A 23,719-nucleotide genomic window follows, 5' to 3' on the forward strand; every position below is an offset into this window, starting at 1 on the left:
TCTCGCCTGCCCGGCCGGCCCGCCCCACACCCGCCCGCCGGCCCGGCCCGCGCACCCCGCGGGTCCCGCACCTGCCCCAACCGTCCCGCCCGCCCCGCGCGACCCGGGGCGGGCGGGCACGTGGAACAGGGCGCGGGTGCTCCCGGGTTCGTGTCGTCAAAGTCCCGTCTGCTGACCGCAAACGACCGCGCGGCGACGTAACGTGACCGACTACTCCAACTGTGCAAGGCGGTCTTGCCCCGCGCTGTGACGAGGCCTACGTTCTACTCCCTACGCACTCCGTCTACGTGCGTAGAACCGGCGTTCCCGTCGCAAGGAGCAGCTCATGGCCCAAGTCGTCCGCGCCGCGCTGGTCCAGGCCACCTGGACCGGAGACACCGAATCGATGATCGCCAAGCACGAGGAGTACGCCCGCCGGGCCGCCGCCGAGGGTGCGAAGGTCATCGGCTTCCAGGAGGTGTTCAACGCCCCCTACTTCTGCCAGGTCCAGGAGCCCGAGCACTACCGCTGGGCCGAGGCCGTCCCCGACGGCCCGACCGTCCGCCGTATGCAGGACCTCGCCCGCGAGACCGGCATGGTCGTCGTCGTCCCGGTCTTCGAGCTGGAGAGCGCGGGCTTCTACTACAACACCGCCGCCGTCATCGACGCCGACGGCACCTACCTCGGCAAGTACCGCAAGCACCACATCCCGCAGGTCAAGGGCTTCTGGGAAAAGTACTACTTCCGACCGGGCAACCTCGGCTGGCCCGTCTTCGACACCGCCGTCGGCCGGATCGGCGTCTACATCTGCTACGACCGCCACTTCCCCGAGGGCTGGCGCCAACTCGGCCTGGCCGGCGCCCAGCTCGTCTACAACCCCTCCGCCACCCACCGCGGCCTCTCCGCCCACCTCTGGCAGCTGGAACAGCCCGCCGCGGCCGTCGCCAACGAGTACTTCGTCGCCGCGATCAACCGCATCGGCCAGGAGGAGTACGGCGACAACGACTTCTACGGCACGAGCTACTTCGTCGACCCGCGCGGCCAGTTCGTCGGGGACGTCGCCAGCGACAAGGAAGAGGAACTCCTCGTCCGCGACCTCGACTTCGACCTGATCAAGGAGGTCCGCGACCAGTGGGCCTTCTACCGCGACCGCCGTCCCGACGCCTACGGAGGGCTCGTACAGCCGTGACCGACCCCACCCCGCTCCACAGCCGCCACCGCACCGTCCTGCCCGACTGGCTCGCGCTCTACTACAACAACCCCATCGAGCTCACCCACGGCGAAGGACGCCACGTCTGGGACGCCGACGGCAACCGCTACCTCGACTTCTTCGGCGGCATCCTCACCACCATGACCGCCCACGCCCTGCCCGAGGTCACCAAGGCCGTCTCCGAGCAGGCCGGACGGATCATCCACTCCTCCACCCTGTACCTCAACCGGCCGATGATCGAGCTGGCCGAGCGGATCGCCGCCCTGTCCGGCATCCCCGACGCCCGCGTCTTCTTCACCACCTCCGGCACCGAGGCCAACGACACCGCCCTGCTGCTCGCGACGACGTACCGCCGCTCCAACCAGATCCTGGCGATGCGCAACAGCTACCACGGCCGGTCCTTCTCCACCGTCTCCATCACCGGCAACCGCGGCTGGTCCCCGACCAGCCTGTCCCCGCTGCAGACGTACTACGTCCACGGCGCCGTCCGCACCCGGGGTCCCTTCGCCCACCTCGACGACACCGCCTTCACCGCCGCGGCCGTCGCGGACCTCGAGGACGTACTGGGCCAGGCCCGCGGGGGAGTGGCCGCCCTCATCGCCGAGCCGATCCAGGGCGTCGGCGGCTTCACCTCCCCTCCCGACGGCCTGTACGGCGCCTTCCGCGAGGTCCTCGACCGCCACGGGATCCTGTGGATCAGCGACGAGGTGCAGACCGGCTGGGGCCGCACCGGCGACCACTTCTGGGGATGGCAGGCCCACGCCCGCAACGGCCCGCCGGACATCCTCACCTTCGCCAAGGGCATCGGCAACGGCATGTCCATCGGCGGCGTCGTCGCCCGCGCCGAGGTGATGAACTGCCTCGACGCCAACTCCATCTCCACCTTCGGCGGTTCACCGGTCACCATGGCCGCGGGCGTCGCCAACCTGGGCTACCTCCTGGAACACGACCTCCAGGGCAACGCCCGCCGCGTCGGCGGCCTGCTCCTGGAACGGCTGCGCGGGATCGCCGCCACCGTTCCCGCGGTACGGGAGGTCCGCGGCCGGGGCCTGATGGCCGGCATCGAACTGACCAGGCCCGGCACCGACCAGGCCGACCCGGACGCCGCCTCCGCCGTCCTGGAGGCCGCCCGCGAAGGCGGCCTGCTGATCGGCAAGGGCGGCGGCCACAACACCAGCGTGCTGCGCATCGCGCCGCCGCTCTCCCTCACCGTCGCCGAGGCGGAAGAGGGCGCCGAGATCCTCGAAAAGGCACTCCATCAAGTGAACCGTGTGGAGTAGGGGGAACCTCCCATGAGCAACCGCACTCTGATCACCGGCGGCCTGGTCGTCACCGCCGCCGACGAACTGCACGCGGACGTCCTGATCGAGGACGGCCGCGTGGCCGCGCTGGCCGCGCACGGCTCCGCGGCCGCCGGCGCCTGGACCGCCGACCGTACGATCGACGCGTCCGGGAAGTACGTCATCCCGGGCGGTGTCGACGCGCACACCCACATGGAGCTCCCCTTCGGCGGGACCTCCGCCTCGGACACCTTCGAGACGGGCACCAGAGCCGCCGCCTGGGGCGGCACCACCACCATCGTCGACTTCGCCGTGCAGAGCGTGGGCCACTCCCTGCGCGAAGGACTCGACACCTGGTACGCCAAGGCCGACGGCAACTGCGCCGTCGACTACGCCTTCCACATGATCCTCTCGGACGTCAACGAGGGCACCCTGAAGGAGATGGACCTCCTCGTGGAGGAGGGCGTCACCTCCTTCAAGCTGTTCATGGCCTACCCGGGCGTCTTCTACAGCGACGACGGGCGGATCCTGCGCGCGATGCAGCGCGGCGCCTCCAACGGCGGGCTGATCATGATGCACGCCGAGAACGGCATCGCGATCGACGTCCTCGTCGAACAGGCCCTGGCGCGCGGGGAGACCGATCCCCGACACCACGGCGAGGTCCGCAAGGTCCTCCTGGAGGCGGAGGCCACCCACCGCGCCATCCAGCTCGCCCGGGTCGCCGGCTCCCCGCTGTACGTCGTCCACGTCTCGGCGGAGGAGGCGGTCGCGGAGCTCGCGGCCGCCCGTGACAAGGGGCTCCCGGTCTTCGGGGAGACCTGCCCGCAGTACCTCTTCCTCTCCACCGACAACCTGGAGGAGCCGGACTTCCAGGGCGCCAAGTACGTCTGCTCCACCCCGCTGCGGCCCCGCGAGCACCAGGCCGCACTGTGGCGGGGGCTGCGGACCAACGACCTCCAGGTGGTCTCCACCGACCACTGCCCCTTCTGCTTCCGCGGCCAGAAGGAACTCGGCCGCGGGGACTTCTCGAAGATCCCCAACGGGCTGCCGGGCGTGGAGAACCGTATGGACCTCCTGCACCAGGCCGTGGTGGACGGCCACATCAGCCGCCGCCGGTGGATCGAGATCGCCTGCGCCACACCCGCCCGGATGTTCGGCCTCTACCCGAAGAAGGGCACCATCGCCCCCGGTTCGGACGCCGACATCGTCCTCTACGATCCGCACGCCGAGCAGGTCATCTCCGCCGAGACGCACCACATGAACGTGGACTACTCGGCGTACGAGGGCAAGCGGATCACCGGACGCGTCGACACCGTGCTCTCGCGCGGCGAACTCGTCGTCGACCGGCGCGAGTACACCGGCCGGGCCGGCCACGGGGCCTTCGTCCACCGCTCCACCTGCCAGTACCTGTAAAGAGCGTCAAGGAGCCGCCCGATGGACTTCGGCCTCGTCCTGCAGACCGACCCGCCCGCCTCCCAGGTCATCAGCCTCATGAAGCGCGCCGAGCGCAACGGCTTCCGCTACGGCTGGACCTTCGACTCCGCCGTGCTGTGGCAGGAGCCGTTCGTCATCTACAGCCAGATCCTCGCGAACACGCAGAAGCTGCACGTCGGCCCGATGGTCACCAACCCGGGCACCCGCACCTGGGAGGTGACCGCCTCCACCTTCGCCACCCTCAACGACATGTACGGCAACCGCACCGTCTGCGGGATCGGGCGCGGCGACTCCGCGATGCGGGTCGCGGGCAGGGCACCCAACACCCTGGCCCGGCTCGGCGAGGCCATGGGCGTCATCCGCGACCTCGCCGAGGGCCGCGAGGCGTCCGTCGACGGCAACCCGGTCCGCATCCCCTGGATCAAGGACGGGAAGCTGCCCGTCTGGATGGCCGCCTACGGCCCGAAGGCCCTCGCCCTGGCCGGGCAGAAGGCCGACGGCTTCATCCTCCAGCTCGCCGACCCCTACCTCACCGAATGGATGATCCACGCGGTCCGCGAGGCCGCCACCGAGGCCGGCCGGGACCCGGCCGCCATCACCATCTGCGTGGCGGCCCCCGCCTACGTCACGGCCGACGACTCGGCCGGAGCCCTGGCCCACGCCCGGGACCAGTGCCGCTGGTTCGGCGGCATGGTCGGCAACCACGTCGCCGACCTGGTCTCCCGCTACGGAGAGCACTCCAGCATGGTCCCGGAGGAACTCACCGAGTACATCAAGGCCCGCCAGGGCTACGACTACAGCCACCACGGGCGGGCCGGGAACCCGTCCACCGACTTCGTCCCCGACGAGATCGTCGACCGCTTCTGCCTGCTGGGCCCGGCCGAGGCACACATCGACAAGCTCCGCGCCCTGCGCGACCTCGGCGTCGACCAGTTCGCCGTCTACGACATGCACGACGCGAAGGAGTCCACGATCGACGCCTACGGCACGCAGATCATTCCTTTGCTGCAGTGACCCTCGTGAGCAGGGCACGGCCGAGCGGAGGCCGTCCGCGGTCCCAAGCCTCCCGTGGATGCTCCGCTGCCCGGACGTCCGTCCGCCTCGGCACCCCGGGACCGGGCAGGGGACCGCCACCCCTGCCGGTACCCGCGCCGGAGCCGGACGGTCCCGGCGACGCGGGTGACGGCTGCTCCCGACGAGCGGGTGGGGGTCGGCGCGCGCCGCGTCGGCGCATCCGGCCGTGCGTCATACCGTGGCCAGCGGCGACCGCCCCAGCAACACGATGCCTGTCACGGCCGCCGCCGCTCCCAGCATCTGCACGGTGAGCTCCCAGCCGGTGAGTGCGAGCCGCTCGCCGAAGACGGCGATGCCGATCGCGACGGCGCCGATCGGCTCCAGGGTGTCGATGATCGGCAGACTGACAGCCAGAGAGCCGGCCTGGAAGGCGCTCTGGGACAGAACCAGGCTCGTCACCCCGACGGCGACCAGCGCGTATGGTTCCCAGTGGAGCAGCACTTCGAGGCGGTCGGCCCGGAACCGGCCGACCGTGCTCTTGGCCAGGCCATCGAGAAGCGCCAGCATCAGCGCCGCGCAGACCGCGTACGCGGCCGTCCGTACCCATCCAGGACGCCTGGCCCCTACGGGCGCCAGCAGCGCCACGGAACCGACCACCACCGCGAACGCGGGGGCCCAGTCGTGGACCGCGGGGGGCGTCAGGTCGGCAGTGAGGGGCAGCACCGCCAGGAACACCGCCACGCCTCCCGCCGTGCAGACCACTCCCGTCTTCTCCCGCCGGGTCAGTCGCTCCCCGCGCCGCAGAGCCAGCAACGGCAGCGCGAACACGAGATCGGTTGCCGCGAGCGGAAGGACCAGGACCAGGGGACCGTACGCGAGCGCGAATCCGAGGAAGGCGAAGGAGGAGACGGAGAGCCCCAGCCCCACCAGCCACCTGGGTCGACGGGCCAGGTCGAGCAGGAGCCGCAGCCTCATCGACTCCTGCATCGACGCCTGCCGCGCAGCTTCGTGCTGCAGCACCGACCCGATACCGAAACATGCGGCGGCCATCAGGGCACTCGACACCGCTATCACGAGGTTCACGGGTCGAAGAGCCCTGCCGCCGCGGGACGGACCACGTCCGAGGCACACGTGTACGGTCCGGCCGGGACCATCAGGCCGGCGGGCATGCCGGACGCCGCCGGGGTCCGCGCGGACTCCGGCACGGGCATGGTCCGGGCGGCGAAGACGTCATTCATGCGCGATGACGGCGACGGGTGCCGGACAGTGGTGAATCAGGGCATGGGTGACGGATCCGATGTGTACGCCCAGAGATCCACTGCGTACACGTCGGCCGACCACCACGAGGTCCGCCGTGTCCGCGGCATGCAGGAGCAGTCGAGCCGGGCCGCCGACGGGCGATTGCTGGACGACCTCCGTGGAAGGGAACTTGTGCCGCCACGGCTTCAGGGCTTCCGTGAGGCGCCCCGCGATGCCGGGGCCCATGTCCCGCTCGGCTGCGACGAGCGCCGAGGCGTCGCGGACCACGGGCATCATGGACCACCCGTACAGGACCAGGACACGGTCGCCACGCAACGCGGCCTCCGTCAAGGCGAAATCGAGGAGGGGAGCGAAGAACCGGTCGAGGTCCACGCCGACGACCACGTTGCGCGTTGGGCCGGCTGGGACGGCGCCGTCTGCCGCGTCCGGCCGCTCCGGTGCCCGTACCAGCACGACCGGGCACTTCGTGACGCTGATCGTCGCCATGCCGACCGAACCGAGGAGGAATCCCCGTACCCCGCCCAGACCCCGAGAGCCGAGCACGAGGAGTCCGGCCTCGGACGCCTCGTCGGCCAGAACCTCGGAGGGTCGCCCGGATCGATGCCGGCCCTCGGTCTCCAGAGCAGGGTGTTCGCGACGCACCGATTCTGCGACCTCGGCGAGCAGGTCTTCGGCCCATCGGCCCCGTGTTTCGAAGCTGTCGGGCCACGCGGTCGCCGGGCCCGGCGTGTCGTCCGCGTGGACGATACGCAGGCTGACTCTGCGCAGTACCGCCTCTCTCGCGGCCCATGCGGCCGCCGCGACGGCCTCCGGCGACCCGTCCACACCGACAATCACAGGACGGGACATGCTTGCGCTCCCTTCTGGCGGCGCGGGCGGGGGCTCCTCCCCGGGCTGCGGGCCCCGCGACACGCGACGCGGCTCCGTACGACGGCGCAGGTGAGCCACACCTTCTTCGCTACCCCCAGACGTTCGATCCGCCGGTTTGCGTTCCCCGGACGTGGCGAGCGGTGTGCGATGCGGTCGCGGCGGCAGGCCGGGGGAAGTAGGTTTCGAGCGCACCGCGGCGACGGATGTCGAGGGTGGCGCAGTGGAACGACCCGCCGAACGGCGCGTAGTGCAGAAGGTCGCAAGGGACGGGCTCGAAGCCCCACCCCTCGAGGGCGCGCAGCATGCGGGTGTGGTGGCGATCGGCGATCACGCGTTCGCCGTCGATCACCAGGACGTTCATGCTCAGCCACTTGCCGCACATTGAGGTGATCTTGAGCAGCCGTTCAGGGAGTGGATCGGGCTCGGGGGCGACGAGCACGTCCCATCCGTCGAGAACCGTCGGCAGGCGGTCGGCATCGATGTACTCGGGATTCACCAGTACCTTGCCCGGAGCGAGCGGGAGGAACGTCGTGTCGATGTGCATCGGGGTGCGGCAGCGGCTCTCGATCTCGTGGATGCGATAGTCGGGCCCCAGGTGGCGACGCAGCCACTCGATGCCCATCCGGTTGGTCACGTTGCTCCTCTGGGCGAACAGGTCACGGCCCGCCCGCACGAAATCCGCTGCGTCGAACACCGGCTCGAACTCCGTGGTCAGGTAGCGCACCTGCCTGCCAGGCCTGGGGACCCGGTAGCTCTCATCGAACAGGGCATCGGTGAGCTGCGGCTTCGGAGCCGACGTCCAGCGCGCGCCGCGACGGAAGTAGCCCTTGACGAGGGGGCGATAGGAGAACGTCTCGAAGTACCGGCACGGCCAGGCCATCGGGGTTTCGATGATCTCGTCACCGATCACCAGCAGACTGTCACGCGGGCAGCTGTTGGCGAAGCCGCGTGACGGCCAGTCCGGAGTCGCGTAGCGCCGGCGGTGGTCGACGGGGTCCGGCCGTCTGACCGTGACGCCCAAGGACCGCAGCAGGGCGATGAATTCGTCGAGCTCACGCTGCGCCGGCTCGACGATGGCGCGGGGATAGCGGAAGCCGGCGGCAAGACCCTGCAGCCGTCCGGCCCACATCGGGACGTTGCAGGTCACGATCGGGTGCCTGGACGGGAACGTCGCACCTTCCAGACGCCCGACCACGACCTCCTCCAGCGGGTCCCATTCGTTGTGCGAGCCGACCGGTGAAACGAGGGGGTGCACGCCGTCGTCAGACGAGACAATCCGTGGCGATGACATCGGACGGTACTCCCCTCGTCCCGCTGCCTCCGCCCCGCAACCTGGCGCATCGGGCGGAGCGGACCCCGTACCCCCACGATGAGGGATGGTGACGGGCTTCGCGCGCCGGGCGCACTCCGGGGCCTGCGCGGGACGGCCGCCGCGTCCAGCGGGCGGCGTTGGGCCCGGCCGACGGCGGCCTGGAAACCTGGCGCCGGCGGACGGGCACGGGAGCACGCGCAGCGCACACGCCGGACTGTGTGAGCGTCCGCAGCCGAAGCACCGGTGGGCTGACATCGCCCAGGCGGGAGCACCGGAGGCGGTTCACCCGGAGGCCACCCGGTGTCCGTCCGGGTGTCCGGTAGTGGCGGTGGGGTTTGCCGGCCGGGCGTGCTTTGCTGGGGGGCATGATCGATGAGTTCCTGGCCCATGGCCTGCCCGATGTGGAAGAAGCCGTCCGCAAGGCGGCGGCGATCGAGATCATGCCGCGATTCAGGCAGCTCGCCGAGCACGAGGTCGACCAGAAGAGCGGCCCCCACGACCTGGTGACCGTCGCCGACCGCAAGGCCGAGGAGCACCTTACGGCCTCCCTGACGCACCTGCTGCCCGGATCGGCCGTGGTCGGCGAGGAAGCCGTCCATGCCGACCCCACCGTGTACGAGGCGCTGCGCGCGGATGCCCCCGTGTGGATCGTCGACCCCGTCGACGGCACCCGCCAGTTCGTGAACGGGGACCCGGCCTTCTGCACCCTGGTCGCGCTGGCCGTGCGCGGCGAGATCCTCGCCTCCTGGACCTTCGCCCCGGCCCTGGAAGAGCTCGCCACCGCCGTCCGCGGCGGGGGCGCGTACGTCAACGGCGACCGGATCCACAGCGGTTCGCCCGAACCAGGCGCCGACCTGCGGGTCGCCACCGCGCACCCGCTCTACACCTCCGACGAGAACAAGCGCACCCTGGCCCGGCTCGACGTGCCCGGCGTCGCGGCCCGCCCCTGCGGCTCGGCCGGCCTGGAGTACCTGAAGGTGGCCCGCGGGGAGATGGACGCCCTCGCCTTCACCTGGCCCTCGGCCTGGGACCACGCCGCCGGACTGCTGCTGGTCGCCGAGGCGGGCGGTGCGCAGAGCACTGTCGACGGTGTCCCCTTCCGGGTGGACCGTGACAACGCCCTGCCGTTCGCCGTCGGCCGGGACGAGGCCACCGCCGTACGCGTCCGGGAACTGCTCCGGGGCCGATAAGGAGTCCGGTGCCGCGTACGCGTCGCCATATCCTGGGGGTGCAGGCGCCACCACCGGAAACGAAGGAGTCGCACGTGCCGTCGATTTTCGATGTGGTCGTGGTCGGAGCGGGGCCCAACGGGCTGACGGCCGCCGTCGAACTGGCCCGGCGCGGCTTCTCCGTTGCCGTCTTCGAAGCCGCCGGCACGGTCGGCGGCGGAGCCCGGACCGAGGAACTCACCCTCCCCGGCTTCCGGCACGACCCCTGCTCGGCGGTGCACCCGCTCGGCGCCGGCTCGCCGGTCTTCGCCACGATGCCGCTGAAGCGGTACGGGCTGGAGTGGCTGCACGCCCCGCTGCCCATGGCGCACCCCTTCGACGACGGAACGGCCGCCGTCCTGTCGCGCTCGGTCGCGGAGACGGCGGCGTCGCTGGGGCCGCGCGACGCGGGCGCCTACCGGCGCCTGGTCGGGCCGTTCCTCGGCCGATGGGACACCCTGGCCCGGGACTTCATGTCCCTGCCGAACACCGCGCTGCCCCGCGACCCGGTCACCCTCGCCCGGTTCGGGCTCGCCGGGCTGCCGCCCTCGACCTGGCTGCTGCGCCGGTTCCAGGACGAGCGGGCGCGGGCCCTGTTCGCGGGGCTCGTCGCCCACGTCATCGCCCCGCTCGGCGGGATCGGGACCGGCGCCGTCGGCCTGGTCTTCGCCCTCGCCGCACATGAGGGAGGCTGGCCGATGGCCCGCGGCGGCTCCCAGTCGATCTCCGACGCCCTCGCCTCCTACCTGCGCGACCTCGGCGGGTCGATCCACACCGACTTCGAGGTCAAGCGGCTCGACGACCTCCCGCCCGCCCGCGCCTACGTCTTCGACACCTCGCCGACCGCACTGGCCAGGATCGCCCGCCTCGGCCGCGCCTACGACCGCTACCGGTACGGCGCCAGCGTGTTCAAGGTCGACTACGCGCTGGACGGCCCGGTCCCGTGGACGGCTGAGGAACCGCGCCGCGCCGGCACCGTCCAGGTCGGCCCGCGCATGCGCGACATCGACGCCGCCCTGCAGCTCGCCTCCGGCGGCCGGGCACCCCGCGCGCCGTTCCTCATCACGGCACAGCCCAGCCTGGCCGACCCCGGCAGGGCCCCCGAGGGCAAGCACGTCTTCTGGGCGTACGGGCACGTCCCCGCCGGCTGGGACGGCGACCTCACCGACGCCGTCGAACGCCAACTGGAGCGCTTCGCCCCGGGCTTCCGCGACCTGGTCCTCGCCCGCGCCACGGCCGGCCCGCCCCAGCTCGCCGCCCGCAACCCCAACTACATCGGCGGGGACATCGCCTGCGGAGCCGCCTCCGGCCTCCAGCTCCTGCTGCGCCCCCGGCTCAGCCTCTCCCCGTACTCGACGGCCCACCCGGCGGTCTTCCTCTGCTCCTCGGCGACCCCGCCGGGCCCGGGCGTCCACGGCATGTCCGGCCACAACGCCGCCAAGGCGGTCTGGCGCCACCTGCGCAAGGCCGCCTGAGGCCGCCCATGAAAGGACTCCCCATGGTCCGTATCACCCTGGTCCGCGGCGACATCACCACCCAGCAGGCCGACGCCATCGTCAACGCCGCGAACTCCTCGCTGCTCGGCGGCGGCGGGGTCGACGGCGCCATCCACCGCAAGGGCGGCCCGGAGATCCTCGCGGCCTGCGAGGACCTGCGGCGCGGCCACTACGGCAAGGGCCTGCCGACGGGCCGGGCCGTCGCCACCACCGCCGGCCGGCTGGCCGCCGAGCACGTCATCCACACCGTCGGTCCCGTCTGGTCGCGGGAGGAGGACCGCTCGGAGCTGCTCGCCTCCTGCTACCGCGAGTCGCTGCGCGTCGCCGACGAGCTGGGCGCCCGTACGGTCGCCTTCCCGGCCATCTCGACCGGCATCTACGGCTGGCCCATGGACGACGGGGCGCGGATCGCCGTCCGTACGGTCCTGGCAGCCCGCACCGACGTCCAGGAGGTGCGCTTCGTCCTCTTCGACGAAGCCGCCCACGCCGCCTTCGAGGCGGCCGTCGAAGCCACCCGCTAGGGGGTCACACCGGCCGGCGCGCAGTGCCCTGCGCCGGGCGGGGGTAGGTCCTGGTCTGCTTGACGCTGCCGTACGCGAAGCTCGACTCGATCGAGGCGATCCCGGGGATCGCGTGGATCCGGTGGCGCACCAGGGCCTCGTACGCCTCCAGGTCCTCGATGACGACCCGGAGCAGGTAGTCGCTGCTTCCCGCCATCAGGTAGCAGTCCTGGATGTGCTCGATGACCGCGACGTGCTCCTCGAAGAGCCGCACCGCCTCCGCCGTGTGCCGCTCCAGCCGGATCCGGACGAAGACGGTCACCGGCAGTCCGAACGCGACCTGGTCGACCATGGCCGTGTAGCCGCGGATCAGGCCCGCCTCCTCCAGCCGCCGGACCCGGCGCAGGCAGGGCGAGGGGGACAGCCGGACGCGATCGGCCAGCTCCTGGTTGGAAAGACGCCCATCTGTCTGCAATTCCCGGATTATCTGCAGATCGACTGCGTCCATGGCCACTCCTTGGCAGATCCTGCCCCAAACGTATGTCCGAGAGGCAGAACTGGCAATCGGCTGCCCCGGCCGAAGACCTAACGTTGCCCTCGAACGGGCCGGACCGGCCCGTGTTCCAGAGGCTGGAGTGGATCCCTTGGTCGCGACGCACACCACCCGGGCGACCCTGCCTCCCGATGCGGCGGGCCCGCGCGCCGGACACCCCGGCCGGCGCGGGCTCTCCCCCCAGGCCCAGGGCATGCTGGCGCTGCTGGTGACGGTGTCGATCTGGGCGGCCTTCGCGCTCAGCGCCCGCGCCCTCAGCAGTTCCTCCCTGCTCCCCGCCGACGCCGCGCTGCTGCGGTTCGGCCTCCCCCTCGTCCTGCTCCTGCCCGCCCTGTGGCGGCGCCGCCGCGCCATCGCCGCGGTGCGGCCGGGCCCCGCCCTGAAGATCGTCTGCGGCGCGGGGGTGCCCTTCTTCCTGGCCGCGATGCACGGCGGAGCGCTGACCTCCGCGGCCTTCGTCGGCTCCATCGTCCCCGGCATGGTCCCGCTGTTCGTCTCCCTGATCATGATCCGGCGCGGCCACGGCGTCCCCAGGGGCACGCAGGCCGCCGGCCTCGCCCTGATCGCGGCCGGTGTCCTCGCCCTCGTCTGGCGCTACGTCGTCCCCGTGGACACCGACGTCCTCGCCGGCTCCGGCATCCTCCTGGTCGCCAGCGGCCTGTGGGCCCTCTACACCGTGGGGCTGCGCGAGGTGGACCTCGATCCCGTCGGATCGATCGGACTGCTGTGCCTGCCCTCCTTCGTGATCATCGGACTGCTCGTCCTGACCGGGGTCCTCCCCACCGGGATCGCGCACGCCGCGGGCACCGACATCGCGCTCTTCCTGGTCGTGCAGGGCCTCGGAGTGGGGCTGTGCGCGGGCCTGCTCTACGCCTTCGCCATCCGGCGCCTCGGCGCCGAACGCAGCTCCGTCGTCGGGAGCCTCAGCCCCGTCGCCGTGGTCCTGCTCGCGATCCCCCTGCTCGGCGAGACACCCACCGTCGCCGTCCTCGTCGGCGTGCCCCTGATCACCGCCGGCGTCGTCCTCGCCAACCGCCGCCCCCGACCCGAGGTCCCCGCAGATGCTTGAGCTCCTTCCCACGCCGCCCACCGACCCGCTGTGGGACCTGACGTACGAGTTCGGCGGCGACGAGCGGCCCGAACGACTGAACCTCGTCCTCGGCGTCTACCGGGACCAGAGCGGGTCCACCCCCGTCATGGCCGCCGTCCGCGAGGCCGAGATCCTGCTCGCGCAGCGCTCCGATTCCAAGGAGTACCGCGGGCTGTCCGGCAACACCGCCTTCAACAGCTCCCTGCTCGACCTGGTCCTGGGCCCGGACGGGCCCGCCGAGCGGGCCGCGGCCGTCCAGACCGTCGCGGGCTCCGGCGCCCTGCGCCTCCTCGCCGACCTGGTCTTCCGTACCCGCCCCGGCGCCACGGTGTGGATCAGCGACCCGGCCTACGTCAACCACCGGCCGATCCTGGAGGCCGCCGGCCTCAAGGTCCGCACCTACGGGTGGCGCGACGCCGAGGGCGGCTTCGACACGGCCGGCGTGCTGCGGGAGCTCGCGGACGCGGGACGCGACGACGTCGTCCTGCTCCAGGGGTGCTGTCACAACCCCTCGGGCGTCGACCCCCTGCTGGACGACTGGGAGGCGCTGGCCGAGTCGGCCCTGCGCGGCGGCTGGGTGCCCTTCGTCGACCTCGCCTACCACGGACTCGGCGACGGCCTGGAGGCCGACCTGCTGGCCACGCGGATGCTGGCCTCCCGGGTGCCCGAGATGCTGATCGCCGTGAGCTGCTCGAAGAACTTCGGCCTCTACAGCGACCGCGTCGGCTGCGCCATCGTGGTCGGCTCCTCGGCCAAGGCCGTGCGGCACGCCGAGACTGCCCTGCAGAACGCCGCCCGCACCCTGTATTCCATGCCGCCCGAGCACGGCGCCGCCGTCGTGACCACGATCCTCCAGGACGCGGGGCTGCGCGCCTCCTGGCGGGCCGAGCTGGACGTGATGCGCGGCCGGATCATGGCCAACCGGGCGGACCTGACCGCCCACCTCGGCAATCTCGGCTGCCCGGAGCAGGCCCGCTCGCTGGCCCGGCAGAAGGGCATGTTCTCGATGCTGCCGCTGACCCCGAACCAGATGCTGCGGCTGCGCAGGCAGTACGCCATCTACGGGACGACCTCGGGGCGGATCAACATCGCCGGCATCCCGGCCCACCGGATCCCGTGCCTGGCCCGGGGGATCGCGGCGGTCCTCGACACCGCCGGGGCGCCCCGCCCGCGCGAACTCGCCTGAACCCGGACGCGCTCCCGGGCCGGCGCCCGTCGGGGCGCCGGCCCGGGAGTCACCGCTCGCTCACTTCGGGTCGGTGTCCTTGAAACAGCGGGAGTACACGACAGTCCCCGGCAGTCCGTCGATGCCATGAGCCATCCGCCGTCGCCGATGGCTCCCGTGGTCGACAGGTGCTGCCGGGGGCCTGGCCAGAGCCTGGAGAGTAGTCACTCGAACCCCAGGACGTCTCCTGAGGGAGGTGCGGCTCTTTCCGGTGATCCGGTGTATTGATGAGTCTCCTCCCTATTTGTCCTGAGTCAAGGGGTTCGCGGACGTAGGCTGGAAGAAATTCGCGTCGCGCTCCGCACCAGGCCGACCGGAGGTGGCCATGACAGCAGCGCCGGATTTCCGGGTCGCCCGCGGGCCCGGCGCAACCGTCTGGGCACCCGAGACGGTCACCGCCGACCCGTACAACGCCCAGACCCCGTCGGCCGCGCTGGCCGAGCCGGTCACCCCCGCGGCGGCCCTCTTCGTACGCGACCACTTCGGCATCCCGCCGACCGACCCCGCCCGGTGGCGGCTGCGGATCGGCGGCGCCGTGGCCACCGCCTTCTCCATCGGCCACGCAGAGCTCCTCACCCTGGAACACCGCGAGCTCGACGCCGTCGTCGAATGCGCGGGCAACGGCCGCAGCCTGATGCGGCCGGCCCCGCCCGGCGTGGCCTGGGGCCAGCGGGCCGTGGGCTGCGCACACTTCGCGGGCGTGCCCTTCCGCCTCCTCGCCGACCGCGCCGGGATCGACCCGGCGGCCGTCGAGATCGTCTTCACCGGAGCCGACTCCGGCACGGTCCGCGGCCGCCGGACGCCCTTCGAACGCAGCCTCCCGCTCGCCGTCGCCCGCCACCCGGACACCCTCCTCGCCACCCGCATGAACGGCGAGCCGCTCACCCCCGAGCACGGAGCGCCGGTCCGTCTGCTCGTCCCCGGCCGGTACGCCGTCGCAGATGTGAAGTGGCTGGTCGGGGCACAGGCCGTGACCGGCCCCTTCACCGGGGTCTTCCAGGCCGAGGAGTACCTCTACGTCGACCCGCGCGGCACCCCCGAAGGCCCCGTGACGACCCTGCGGGTCAAGTCGCTCATCACCGAGCCCGCACCGGACGACGACGTGCGCCGCGGCCACGAGACCCTGGTCCGCGGCCACGCCTGGTCGGGCGACGGGGTACCCGTCCGCAGGGTCGAGGTGCGCGCCTCGCACGAGGACGACGGCAGCGACCCGGACCACCTGCGCGGCTGGCACGAAGCCGTCCTCGAACCGCCGGCCGGGCCCTACGCCTGGCGGAGCTGGTCCTACCGGTGGACCCCGCAGCAGCCCGGACCGTACCGGCTGCTCTCCCGCGCGACCGACGCCCGCGGCGACACACAGCCGCCGCAGGCCCCGTGGAACGCCCGCGGCTACGGCTGCAACCCCGTGGCCTCCGTCGAAGTGGTGGTCGTATGAACGCTTCCGAGGCGACGATCGAGGTCATCGCCACCCCGTCGCTCGGGGACACCAGCTACCTGCTCGTCAGCGGCGACGAAGCCGCCCTCGTCGACCCGCAGCGGGACATCTGGGACCTGGTGGAATCCTGTACCGCCAAGGGCGTCGGGATCCGCTACGTCCTGGAGACGCACGTGCACAACGACTACGTCTCCGGCGCTCTGGAGGTCAGAGCGGCCACCGGCGCCACGGTCGCGGGACCGGCCCGCGCACCCTACGGCTTCGACCACCTGCCCCTGGCCGAGGACGACGAGATCCTCGTCGGCGACGTCACCGTACGAGCCGTGGAAACCCCGGGCCACACCGCCGAACACACCTCCTACCTGGTCTTCGACGACACCGGCCGGGCCCCGTCGGCCGTCTTCACCGGCGGCAGCCTCCTCGTCGGCAACGCCGGCCGGACCGACCTGTCCGGCACCGGCCGTACGGAGGAACTCGCCCGGGCCCAGTACCGGACCCTGCGCCGGCTCGCCCTGCTCCCCGACGGCACCCGCGTCCTGCCGACCCACGGCGCGGGCAGCTCCTGCGCGGCCGGCCCGGTGTCGGGGGAGCGGACCAGCACGGTCGGCGCGGAACGGCGCACCAACCCCGTACTGACCGCCCAGGACGAGGAGGAGTTCGTCAGGGGACGGATGTCGGGCCTGCCCCCGTACCCCGCCTACTACCACCACATGGGACCCATCAACGGGCACGGGCCACGGGTCCTCGGCGGCCCGCCCACCCTCCGCCCGCTCACCCCGGCCATGGTGGAGGGGCTCGCCGGCGGCGGCGCGCAGATCGTCGACGGGCGCGACCGGGCCGCCTTCGCCGCCGGCCATCTCCCCGACTCGATCTGCGACGAGCTCGACGACCGCTTCGCGAGCCTGGTCGGCGAGGTCGTCCCCTTCGGTACGCGCCTGGTCCTCGTCCTGCCGGAACCCGCCGGGGACGCCGCCCAGGAGGCGATGACCCAGCTCCTGCGGATCGGCTACGACGACGTCGCCGGATACCTGGCGGGAGGAACCGACGCCTGGACGGCCGCAGGCCGCCCACTGCGCACCTTCCGCACCGCGGACGCCGCCGCGTCGGCCGGGCACCTGGCCGGCCGGCTGCTGCTCGACGTGCGGCCGGACCGCCCCGAGGGCGGCATCCCCGGCTCGCTCGCCGTGCCCCTGGCCGAACTGCCCCGCAGGATCGGTGAGCTGCCCAGGGACCGGGAGATCTGGGTGGTGTGCGGCAGCGGCCGCCGGGCGACCATCGCCGCGGGCCTGATCGACCGGGCGGGGATCCCGGTGACCGCCGTGACCAGCGGCGGGGTCCGGGAGCTCATGGCCCACGCGTGAGGAGCCGGGTCCGTACGGTCCACGCGTGAGGGGTCCGGGTCCGTACGGTCCACGCGTGAGGGGTCAGGGTCCGCACGGTCCACGCGCGATTTCCCGACGCCCGGTTCCGCGATGCCGGTCTCCGTGTTTCCCGCCGCCCCCGCCGAGGTACTGGTCCTTACCCACCCCTCGGGCGGACGCAGAGCCCTGCGCCGACGCCTCGGATAGGGTGAATCGGTAGGAATCGGGCCCCACGGGGTGAGGTCGTGTGGACACTTACCAGTCGACGAGCGCGGTGCCGGACCCGCCGGCGGCGGCTGTCGGCTACGCGGGCGTACTCCGCGAGCTGCTGCCGATCGCCCTGTGGCGGGAGGACGCCGACGGCCGCATCGTGGAGTGGTCACTGGCCGCCCAGGACCTCCTAGGACACCGCCCCGAGGACATCATCGGCCGCCCCGGCGCCTCCGTCCTGGTCCCCGAGGCCAACCACGAGCTCGCCGACCAGCTGACCCGCCGCGTCCAGGCCGGCGAGAGCGTCGTCGGCACCCTCCCCGTCCGCCACCGCGACGGGCACCGCGTCGTGATGGAGATGTGGATCGTCCCCGCCGTCGACGCCACCGGGCGGATGGGAGCCCTGCTCATCGCCGTGGAGACCTCCGAGGTCCTCCACATGCGCGACTCCCTCGCCGCCCTGCAGAGCCTCTTCACCCAGTCGCCCATCGGCCTCGCCACCCTCGGCCCCGACCTGAGATTCCTCCGCGTCAACGACGCGCTGGCCCGCATGAACGGCGTCTCCGCCGCCGAACACCTCGGCAAACGGCTCACCGAAGTGGTCCCCGGCGTCAACGCCGTCGCCCTGGAGGCGACCATGCGGCAGGTTCTCGAACGGGGCAGCGCCGTCGTCGACGTCCGACGCACCGGGCGGACCCCCGCCGACCCCGACCACGACCGGACCTGGTCCTGCTCCTACGCCCCCCTCCTGGACGGCTCCGGCCGGGCCCTCGGCGTGATCGCCTCCCTCATCGACATCACCGACAGCGAGCAGGCCCAGGCCGAGGCCGAGCTGGCCCAGCACCGCCTGGCCCTGCTCGCGGAGGCGGGCGCCCGCATCGGTACGACCCTCGACCTGCACCAGACCGCCCAGGAGATCGTGGAACAGCTCGTACCGCAGCTCTCCGACTCCGCCGACGTACAACTGCTGGAATCCGTCCTCGGCCCCGACGAGGGCGCGGCACCCGCCGCCTCCACCCGCGGGGTCCTGCGCCGCCTGGCCGCCCGCTTCCCCGACCCGAACGCCCCCACCGCGAAACTCGCCCCCGGCCAGACCTTCCAGATTCCCGCGGGCACCGTCTACGAGCGGGTCATCACCGAGGGCCTGCCCCTGAACCTCTACGCTTCCGACATCCCCGCCCTGATCACCTCCCCCCGCGCTGCCGCCCTGCGGGCCTACCTGGCCACCCTGGGATCCGCCCGCCTGGTCCCGCTCGTCGCCCGTGGCACCGTCCTGGGCGCCGTCACCGTCACCCGGACGCGCGAGCGCCCGCCCTTCGACGAGCAGGAATGCGTCCTCGTCGACGAGCTCGTCGCCCGCGCGGCCCTCAACATCGACAACGCCCGCATGTACACCCGCCAGCGCCAGGCCGCCCTGACCCTCCAGCGCAGCCTCACCAACAGCGCCCTGCCCGAGGTCCCCGGCCTCGAACTCACCGGCCGCTACCTGCCCGCCAGCGACCACGACGTCGGCGGTGACTGGTTCGACGCCATCCCGCTGCCCGGCGGCCGGACCGGGCTCGTCATCGGGGACGTCATGGGCCACGGGATCCACGCGGCCGCCGTCATGGGCCAGCTGCGCACGGCCGTACGGACCCTCGCACGCCACGGCGTACCCCCCGCCCAGCTTCTGCGCTCCCTCGACGCCGTCGTCGCCGACCTGGGCGAGGACGAGATGGCGACCTGCGTGTACGCCGTCCACCACGCGGCGTCCGGGACCTGTGTGATCGCGCGGGCCGGCCACCCGCCGCCCGCCGTCGTCGCCACCGACGGGACCGTCACCTTCCTCCACGGCCCGCCCGGAACCCCGCTGGGCGCGGGCGGCCGGGACTTCCGCACCGAGGAGGTGCGCCTGCCGCCCGGCAGCCTGCTCGTCCTCTACACCGACGGACTCATCGAGGCCCGGGACCGCGACCTCGACCAGGGCATGGAACAGCTGGGAGCGGCCCTGCACGGCGTGCAGCAGCCCCTGGACGGGCTGTGCGACCAGATCCTGCGGCGGCTGCTTCCGTGCGCCCAGCAGGACGACGTGGCGATGCTGCTGGCCCGCTCCCGGCCGGCCTGACCGGTCCGCCGCCGACCCGCCCGGGGCGGCCCCGACGGCCCCGACGGCCCGGGCGGCCCGCCCGGCTCACCAGGCCATGTCCTCCAGCGCGTCCAGGTCCAGCGGCGCCGGCGGCTGCGGCTCCGCACCCCCGGTCAGCGGCAGCTGGGCCCAGATGACCTTCCCGCGGTCGGCGTACCGGGTGCCCCACCGTTCGGCGTACTGCGCGACGAGGAACAGCCCGCGCCCGCCCTCGTCGGTGGTGGCCGCGTACCGCAGGTGCGGGGAGGTGCTGCTGCCGTCGGAGACCTCGCAGATCAGGCTCCGGTCCCGCAGCAGCCGCACCCGGACGGGCGCGCTCCCGTACCGGATCGCGTTGGTGACCAGCTCGCTGAGGATCAGCTCCACGGGGAAGGCGAGGTCCTCCAGGCCCCACTCGACGAGCTGCGCCGAGCCGGCGTTGCGCACCCGCGAGACGGCCGAGGGCTCCCCGGGGACCTCCCATTCGGCGATCCGGTCCGCCTCCAGCCGCCGCGTGTCCGCGATCAGCAGGGCGATGTCGTCGCTCGGCACTGGGAACAGCATCGCGTCGAGCACGTCCGAGGCCGCCTGGTCGGGGCTGCGTCCGGGCCGCGCCAGCGTGTCGGCGAGGAGGCGCAGGCCGGTGTCGAAGTCCCGGTCGCGGTCCTCCACCAGGCCGTCCGTGAACAGCACGAGCCGGCTGCCCTCGGGCACCTCGAAATCGACCGCCTCGAAGGGCATCCCGCCCACGCCGAGCGGGATCCCGGCCGGCAGCTCGGGGAACTCCACCCGGCCGTCGGGGCGGATCAGCGCGGGCCCGGGATGTCCGGCGCTCGCCATCCGGCACCGCCCGGAGACCGGATCGTAGACCGCGTACAGGCAGGTGGCGCCGGTGACGGCGGAGGTGCGCCCGGCCGCGGTGCCGGGCTCCGGGTCCTCCCCGCCCGCCCCGCTCCCGTCTCCGTCCCCGCTCGCGTGCGCGTTCCCGTCCGCCCGCCAGCCCCCGGCCTCGTCCTGGTCGATCCGGTTGATCAGCTCGTCCAGGTGGCCGAGCAGTTCGTCGGGCGGCAGGTCCAGGGTGGAGAAGTTGTGCACCGCCGTCCGCAGCCGGCCCATGGTGGCCGCGGCGTGCACCCCGTGACCGACGACATCGCCCACGACCAGCGCGACCCGGGCACCCGGCAGCTGGATCACGTCGAACCAGTCGCCCCCCACCCCGGCCGTCGCCGGAAGATAGCGGTAGGCGACCTCCACGGCGCTCTGGTCGGGCAGTACCCGCGGCAGCAGGCTGCGCTGGAGGGTCACCGCCATCGCGTGCTCACGAGTGAAACGGCGCGCGTTGTCGATGGAGACGGCCGCCCGCGCGCCCAGTTCCTCCGCGAAGGACAGGTCCTCCCCGTCGAAGGGCTCCGGGGTGTCGGCGCGCCAGAAGTTGGCCATCCCCAGGACCACCCCGCGGGCCTGGAGCGGTACGGAGATCAGCGAGTGCAGCCCGTAGTCCAGGGCCGTCCGGGTGCCCTGGGAGTCCTGCGCCCGCCAGCCCATGGCCGCGTTGAGATCGGCCGCCAGCACCGCGTGCCCGGCGTCCAGGGCGGCCGCCATCGGGGCCGTCGGCACCTCGAACCGGATCAGGTCGCCGACCGGCTGCAGCGGCGAGTCGGTGCGGATGCCGCTGATGGCTGCCCGGCGCATCTCGGTGTACACACCGGTGCCGGAGGGCTCGTCCCCGCGCAGCACGGGCTCCAGCAGCTCCACCGTCACGAAGTCGGCGAAGCGTGGCACGGCCACCTCCGACAGCTCCTCGGCGGTCCGCGCCACGTCCAGCGTGGTGCCGATCCGCCCACCCGCGTCGTACAGCAGCTGCAGGCGGCTGCGGGCGACCTCGGCCCGGCCGGAGAGCGAGGCCAGCTCGGTCGAGTCGCGCAGGGTCACCACACGGCCCGCCGGCCGCCCCGCGTACGCCACGGTGGGCCGGACGTTGACCGCGAGCAGCCGGTCGCCCGCCAGGTGCACGTGGTCCGTCACGACACGGCCCGAGGCGAGCAGCTCGGTGGTGCGCGGATCGAGGCCGAGGTCGCCGACGGCGCGCTCCTCGGCGTCCTCCGGCAGGTCCAGCAGCCTGCGGGCCTCGTCGTTGGCCAGGATGAGCCTCTGGTCGTTGCCGATGATGAGCACGCCCTCGCGCACGGCGTGCAGAACGGCCTCGTGGTGTTCGTTCATCCGGGTCATCTCGGCGGCGCCCAGGCCGCGGGTCTGGCGCAGCAGCCGTCGGCTGACCAGGGCGGACCCGGCGGTGCCGAGCAGCAGACCGGTCGCCGTGGCGCCCACGAGGAGCGGGATCTGCCCCTCGACCGCGTGGGTGACGTTCTCGACCTCTATGCCGGTGGCGACCAGGCCGATGATGTCGCCGTCCGCGTTCCGTACGGGCACCACCGCCCGGACGGCGTCGCTCGGCTGTCCCTTGAAGACCTGGGTGAACGATTCGCCGGCGACGGCGCGGGAGATGTCCGAGGCCCGCTTGCCGATCAGCTCGGGCTGCGAGTCGGTGTAGCGGACCCCGCGGAGGTCCATCACCGCGATGAAGTCGAGGCCCGAGGCCCGGCGGGCGGCCTCGGCCAGCGGCTGGAGCGCGGCCGTCGGATCCGGCGACAGCAGGGCCTCCGGGAGGCCGGGGGCATGCGCGAAGGCCTCGGCGGCGGCCAGCGAGCGGTTGCGCGCGTCGCGCTGGCTGTCGTAGCGGGCCTGGAAGACCAGGGCCAGCGCGGCGGCGGTGATCAGCAGCACCACGATCATCGCCTGGAGGGCGAAGACCTGACCGGCGACGCTGTGCGCCCCCCGGGACAGGCGCGCGGACATGCGCGAACCCCTCCCGGTCGGCTGTCGCCCCGAACGTCCGGTCATGAGCCCTTTCTAACACTGTCCAGGGCTTTGGGCGTGACCGGACGGTCCCGGCGCCCCGGCCGCCGCCCGGGGGAACGGCCGAGGCCCGGCCCCCGGGCGGGGGACCGGGCCGGTGGGCCGGGGTGGATCACAGGACGTCGGCGGCGATGTTCGCCGCGACCTGCTCCAGGAGGGGACCCGCGTTCGGGATGGACCTGGCCGGGTCGGGCTCCAGGTCCGTCAGCGGGTACGCCTTGCGGATGCCGGCCGCCTCCAGAGCCTCCTGGCCCAGCAGCAGCCTTCCGCAGACCGCCACGACCGGCTTGCCCGCGGCGCGCGCGGCCGCCGCGACGCCCGCGGGGGCCTTGCCGTGCAGGGTCTGCTCGTCCAGTGAGCCCTCACCGGTGATCACGAGCGTGGCCCGCTCCAGCGCCGGCGCGAAGCCCAGCACCTCCAGCATCAGCTCGATGCCGGGCCGGAAGCTCGCGCCCAGCAGCAGTGCGCCGTAGCCGATGCCGCCCGCGCCGCCCGCGCCGGGGGAGGCGGCGAGCTCGGCGGCCTTGGGGCCGACCGACTTCTCCAGCACCTGCGCGTAGTGCGCCAGCGCCGCGTCGAGCGTCGCCACGTCCTCGGGCGAGGCGCCCTTCTGCGGGCCGTAGACGGCCGCGCAGCCCTTGGGGCCGGTCAGCGGGTTGTCCACGTCGCTGGCCAGGACGAAGTCGACCTCCGCGAAGCGCGGATCGACGCCCGACAGGTCGGCCGAGGCCAGATCGGCCAGCGCGCCGCCGCCCGGACCGACCGGTTCGCCGTTCGCATCCAGGAACACCGCGCCGAGCGCCGCCAGCATCCCGGCGCCGCCGTCCGTGGTGGCGCTGCCGCCGACACCGAAGACGATCGAGCGGGCGCCCGCGTCCAGCGCGGCCCTGAGGACCTCGCCCGAGCCGTACGTGGTCGCCGTCAGCGCGGCGAAGGTGCCCGACGGCAGCAGCTGGAGGCCGGAGGCCTCCGCCATCTCGACCACCGCGGTGCCCCCGCGCAGCGCGAAGGCGGCCGTGACCTGGTCACCGAGGGGCCCGGTGACCCGTACCTCCCGGCGTTCGAAACCGGCCGCCACGGCGGCCGCGACCGTGCCGTCGCCGCCGTCCGCGACGGGGAGGGTCTCGATCTCCACGCCGGGTACGGCCCTGCGAAGGCCGGCCGTCACCCGCTCCGCGACCTGAACGGCCGTGAGCGAGCCCTTGAATTTGTCCGCGGCGATGAGCACGCGCGCGGCCTCAGTTACTGCTCCGTCCGTCACC

At 72.9% G+C, this 23,719-nt stretch carries 19 protein-coding genes; 12 read left to right on the forward strand and 7 right to left on the reverse strand.

Annotation, left to right across the window (positions count from 1 at the left end; genetic code table 11):
- Nucleotides 1–325 precede the first annotated feature (325 nt).
- Genes AAT21_RS28715 through AAT21_RS28730 form a run of 4 tightly spaced genes read left to right on the forward strand, consistent with a single transcriptional unit; the run spans nt 326 to nt 4,917 of the window.
- Nucleotides 326–1,168: a nitrilase-related carbon-nitrogen hydrolase gene (locus AAT21_RS28715; protein ID WP_046779860.1), complete on the forward strand. Its 843-nt coding sequence runs from the start codon at nt 326–328 to the stop codon at nt 1,166–1,168.
- On the forward strand, nt 1,165–2,469 hold the full coding sequence (locus AAT21_RS28720; protein WP_046779861.1) for an aspartate aminotransferase family protein: 1,305 nt from the start codon (nt 1,165–1,167) through the stop codon (nt 2,467–2,469). Before AAT21_RS28715 ends, AAT21_RS28720 begins: the two co-directional genes overlap by 4 nt.
- A gap of 12 nt (nt 2,470–2,481) precedes the next feature.
- On the forward strand, nt 2,482–3,882 hold the full coding sequence (gene hydA, locus AAT21_RS28725) for a dihydropyrimidinase (protein ID WP_046779862.1): 1,401 nt from the start codon (nt 2,482–2,484) through the stop codon (nt 3,880–3,882).
- Between the two features lie 21 nt (nt 3,883–3,903).
- Complete coding sequence (locus tag AAT21_RS28730) at nt 3,904–4,917, forward strand: TIGR03842 family LLM class F420-dependent oxidoreductase (RefSeq protein ID WP_046779863.1); 1,014 nt, start codon at nt 3,904–3,906, stop codon at nt 4,915–4,917.
- A gap of 231 nt (nt 4,918–5,148) precedes the next feature.
- Here AAT21_RS28730 and AAT21_RS28735 read toward each other — a convergent pair whose 3' ends face one another.
- The 4 genes from AAT21_RS28735 to AAT21_RS28745 form a co-directional block, all read right to left on the reverse strand.
- The gene (locus AAT21_RS28735) at nt 5,149–6,000 is read right to left on the reverse strand and encodes a DMT family transporter (RefSeq protein WP_046779864.1); all 852 of its coding nucleotides are present in this window, start codon (nt 5,998–6,000) and stop codon (nt 5,149–5,151) included.
- A complete protein-coding gene (locus tag AAT21_RS37805) occupies nt 5,997–6,155 on the reverse strand; it encodes a hypothetical protein (RefSeq protein ID WP_157879807.1) in 159 nt (52 codons plus the stop codon). Before AAT21_RS37805 ends, AAT21_RS28735 begins: the two co-directional genes overlap by 4 nt.
- Nucleotides 6,148–7,026: a universal stress protein gene (locus AAT21_RS28740; protein ID WP_046779865.1), complete on the reverse strand. Its 879-nt coding sequence runs from the start codon at nt 7,024–7,026 to the stop codon at nt 6,148–6,150. The genes AAT21_RS37805 and AAT21_RS28740 overlap by 8 nt, the downstream gene beginning before the upstream one ends.
- Before the next feature lie 109 nt (nt 7,027–7,135).
- Nucleotides 7,136–8,338: an amidinotransferase gene (locus AAT21_RS28745; RefSeq protein WP_235439249.1), complete on the reverse strand. Its 1,203-nt coding sequence runs from the start codon at nt 8,336–8,338 to the stop codon at nt 7,136–7,138.
- A 386-nt stretch (nt 8,339–8,724) separates the two neighbouring features.
- Here AAT21_RS28745 and AAT21_RS28750 point away from each other — a divergent pair, with 386 nt between their 5' ends.
- The 3 genes from AAT21_RS28750 (at nt 8,725) to AAT21_RS28760 (ending at nt 11,584) form a co-directional block, all read left to right on the forward strand.
- Nucleotides 8,725–9,549 carry an inositol monophosphatase family protein gene (locus tag AAT21_RS28750; RefSeq protein ID WP_046779866.1) on the forward strand — a complete coding sequence of 275 codons (825 nt, stop codon included), beginning with the start codon at nt 8,725–8,727 and terminating at the stop codon, nt 9,547–9,549.
- Nucleotides 9,550–9,623: 74 nt separating this feature from the next.
- A complete protein-coding gene (locus tag AAT21_RS28755; protein ID WP_052758026.1) occupies nt 9,624–11,042 on the forward strand; it encodes a phytoene desaturase family protein in 1,419 nt (472 codons plus the stop codon).
- Nucleotides 11,043–11,065: 23 nt separating this feature from the next.
- Nucleotides 11,066–11,584 (forward strand): O-acetyl-ADP-ribose deacetylase, encoded by a 519-nt coding sequence (locus AAT21_RS28760; RefSeq protein ID WP_046779868.1) that lies wholly within the window; start codon nt 11,066–11,068, stop codon nt 11,582–11,584.
- A 4-nt stretch (nt 11,585–11,588) separates the two neighbouring features.
- Here AAT21_RS28760 and AAT21_RS28765 read toward each other — a convergent pair whose 3' ends face one another.
- A complete protein-coding gene (locus AAT21_RS28765) occupies nt 11,589–12,071 on the reverse strand; it encodes an Lrp/AsnC family transcriptional regulator (protein ID WP_046779869.1) in 483 nt (160 codons plus the stop codon).
- Between the two features lie 136 nt (nt 12,072–12,207).
- Between AAT21_RS28765 and AAT21_RS28770 the strand changes: the two genes are divergently transcribed.
- The 5 genes from AAT21_RS28770 (at nt 12,208) to AAT21_RS28790 (ending at nt 19,541) form a co-directional block, all read left to right on the forward strand.
- A complete protein-coding gene (locus AAT21_RS28770) occupies nt 12,208–13,185 on the forward strand; it encodes a DMT family transporter (protein WP_235439251.1) in 978 nt (325 codons plus the stop codon).
- Complete coding sequence (locus tag AAT21_RS28775) at nt 13,178–14,392, forward strand: amino acid aminotransferase (RefSeq protein ID WP_046779870.1); 1,215 nt, start codon at nt 13,178–13,180, stop codon at nt 14,390–14,392. Before AAT21_RS28770 ends, AAT21_RS28775 begins: the two co-directional genes overlap by 8 nt.
- Nucleotides 14,393–14,756: 364 nt before the next feature.
- Nucleotides 14,757–15,866 carry a sulfite oxidase gene (locus AAT21_RS28780; RefSeq protein ID WP_052758027.1) on the forward strand — a complete coding sequence of 370 codons (1,110 nt, stop codon included), beginning with the start codon at nt 14,757–14,759 and terminating at the stop codon, nt 15,864–15,866.
- A complete protein-coding gene (locus tag AAT21_RS28785) occupies nt 15,863–17,227 on the forward strand; it encodes an MBL fold metallo-hydrolase (RefSeq protein WP_046779871.1) in 1,365 nt (454 codons plus the stop codon). The genes AAT21_RS28780 and AAT21_RS28785 overlap by 4 nt, the downstream gene beginning before the upstream one ends.
- A gap of 247 nt (nt 17,228–17,474) precedes the next feature.
- A complete protein-coding gene (locus tag AAT21_RS28790; RefSeq protein ID WP_046779872.1) occupies nt 17,475–19,541 on the forward strand; it encodes a SpoIIE family protein phosphatase in 2,067 nt (688 codons plus the stop codon).
- A 66-nt stretch (nt 19,542–19,607) separates the two neighbouring features.
- On the opposite strand, the gene AAT21_RS28795 is transcribed toward AAT21_RS28790, so the two are convergent.
- Both AAT21_RS28795 and AAT21_RS28800 read right to left on the reverse strand, forming a co-directional pair.
- Nucleotides 19,608–22,397 carry a SpoIIE family protein phosphatase gene (locus tag AAT21_RS28795; RefSeq protein ID WP_046779873.1) on the reverse strand — a complete coding sequence of 930 codons (2,790 nt, stop codon included), beginning with the start codon at nt 22,395–22,397 and terminating at the stop codon, nt 19,608–19,610.
- Nucleotides 22,398–22,569: 172 nt separating this feature from the next.
- A complete protein-coding gene (locus AAT21_RS28800) occupies nt 22,570–23,718 on the reverse strand; it encodes a glycerate kinase (protein WP_046779874.1) in 1,149 nt (382 codons plus the stop codon).
- Between the last annotated feature and the right edge of the window lies 1 nt (nt 23,719).

The sequence above is a fragment of the Streptomyces yangpuensis genome (assembly GCF_001005295.1).
Lineage (GTDB): Bacteria > Actinomycetota > Actinomycetes > Streptomycetales > Streptomycetaceae > Streptomyces > Streptomyces yangpuensis.

Coding starts and splice junctions, on each gene's coding strand:
- AAT21_RS28715 (WP_046779860.1), top strand. CDS start 326: ATGGCCCAAGTCGTCCGCGCCGCGCTGGTCCAGGCCACCTGGACCGGA.
- hydA (WP_046779862.1), top strand. CDS start 2,482: ATGAGCAACCGCACTCTGATCACCGGCGGCCTGGTCGTCACCGCCGCC.
- AAT21_RS28730 (WP_046779863.1), top strand. CDS start 3,904: ATGGACTTCGGCCTCGTCCTGCAGACCGACCCGCCCGCCTCCCAGGTC.
- AAT21_RS37805 (WP_157879807.1), bottom strand. CDS start 6,155: ATGAATGACGTCTTCGCCGCCCGGACCATGCCCGTGCCGGAGTCCGCG.
- AAT21_RS28740 (WP_046779865.1), bottom strand. CDS start 7,026: ATGTCCCGTCCTGTGATTGTCGGTGTGGACGGGTCGCCGGAGGCCGTC.
- AAT21_RS28745 (WP_235439249.1), bottom strand. CDS start 8,338: ATGTCATCGCCACGGATTGTCTCGTCTGACGACGGCGTGCACCCCCTC.
- AAT21_RS28750 (WP_046779866.1), top strand. CDS start 8,725: ATGATCGATGAGTTCCTGGCCCATGGCCTGCCCGATGTGGAAGAAGCC.
- AAT21_RS28760 (WP_046779868.1), top strand. CDS start 11,066: ATGGTCCGTATCACCCTGGTCCGCGGCGACATCACCACCCAGCAGGCC.
- AAT21_RS28765 (WP_046779869.1), bottom strand. CDS start 12,071: ATGGACGCAGTCGATCTGCAGATAATCCGGGAATTGCAGACAGATGGG.
- AAT21_RS28775 (WP_046779870.1), top strand. CDS start 13,178: ATGCTTGAGCTCCTTCCCACGCCGCCCACCGACCCGCTGTGGGACCTG.
- AAT21_RS28780 (WP_052758027.1), top strand. CDS start 14,757: ATGACAGCAGCGCCGGATTTCCGGGTCGCCCGCGGGCCCGGCGCAACC.
- AAT21_RS28785 (WP_046779871.1), top strand. CDS start 15,863: ATGAACGCTTCCGAGGCGACGATCGAGGTCATCGCCACCCCGTCGCTC.
- AAT21_RS28795 (WP_046779873.1), bottom strand. CDS start 22,397: ATGTCCGCGCGCCTGTCCCGGGGGGCGCACAGCGTCGCCGGTCAGGTC.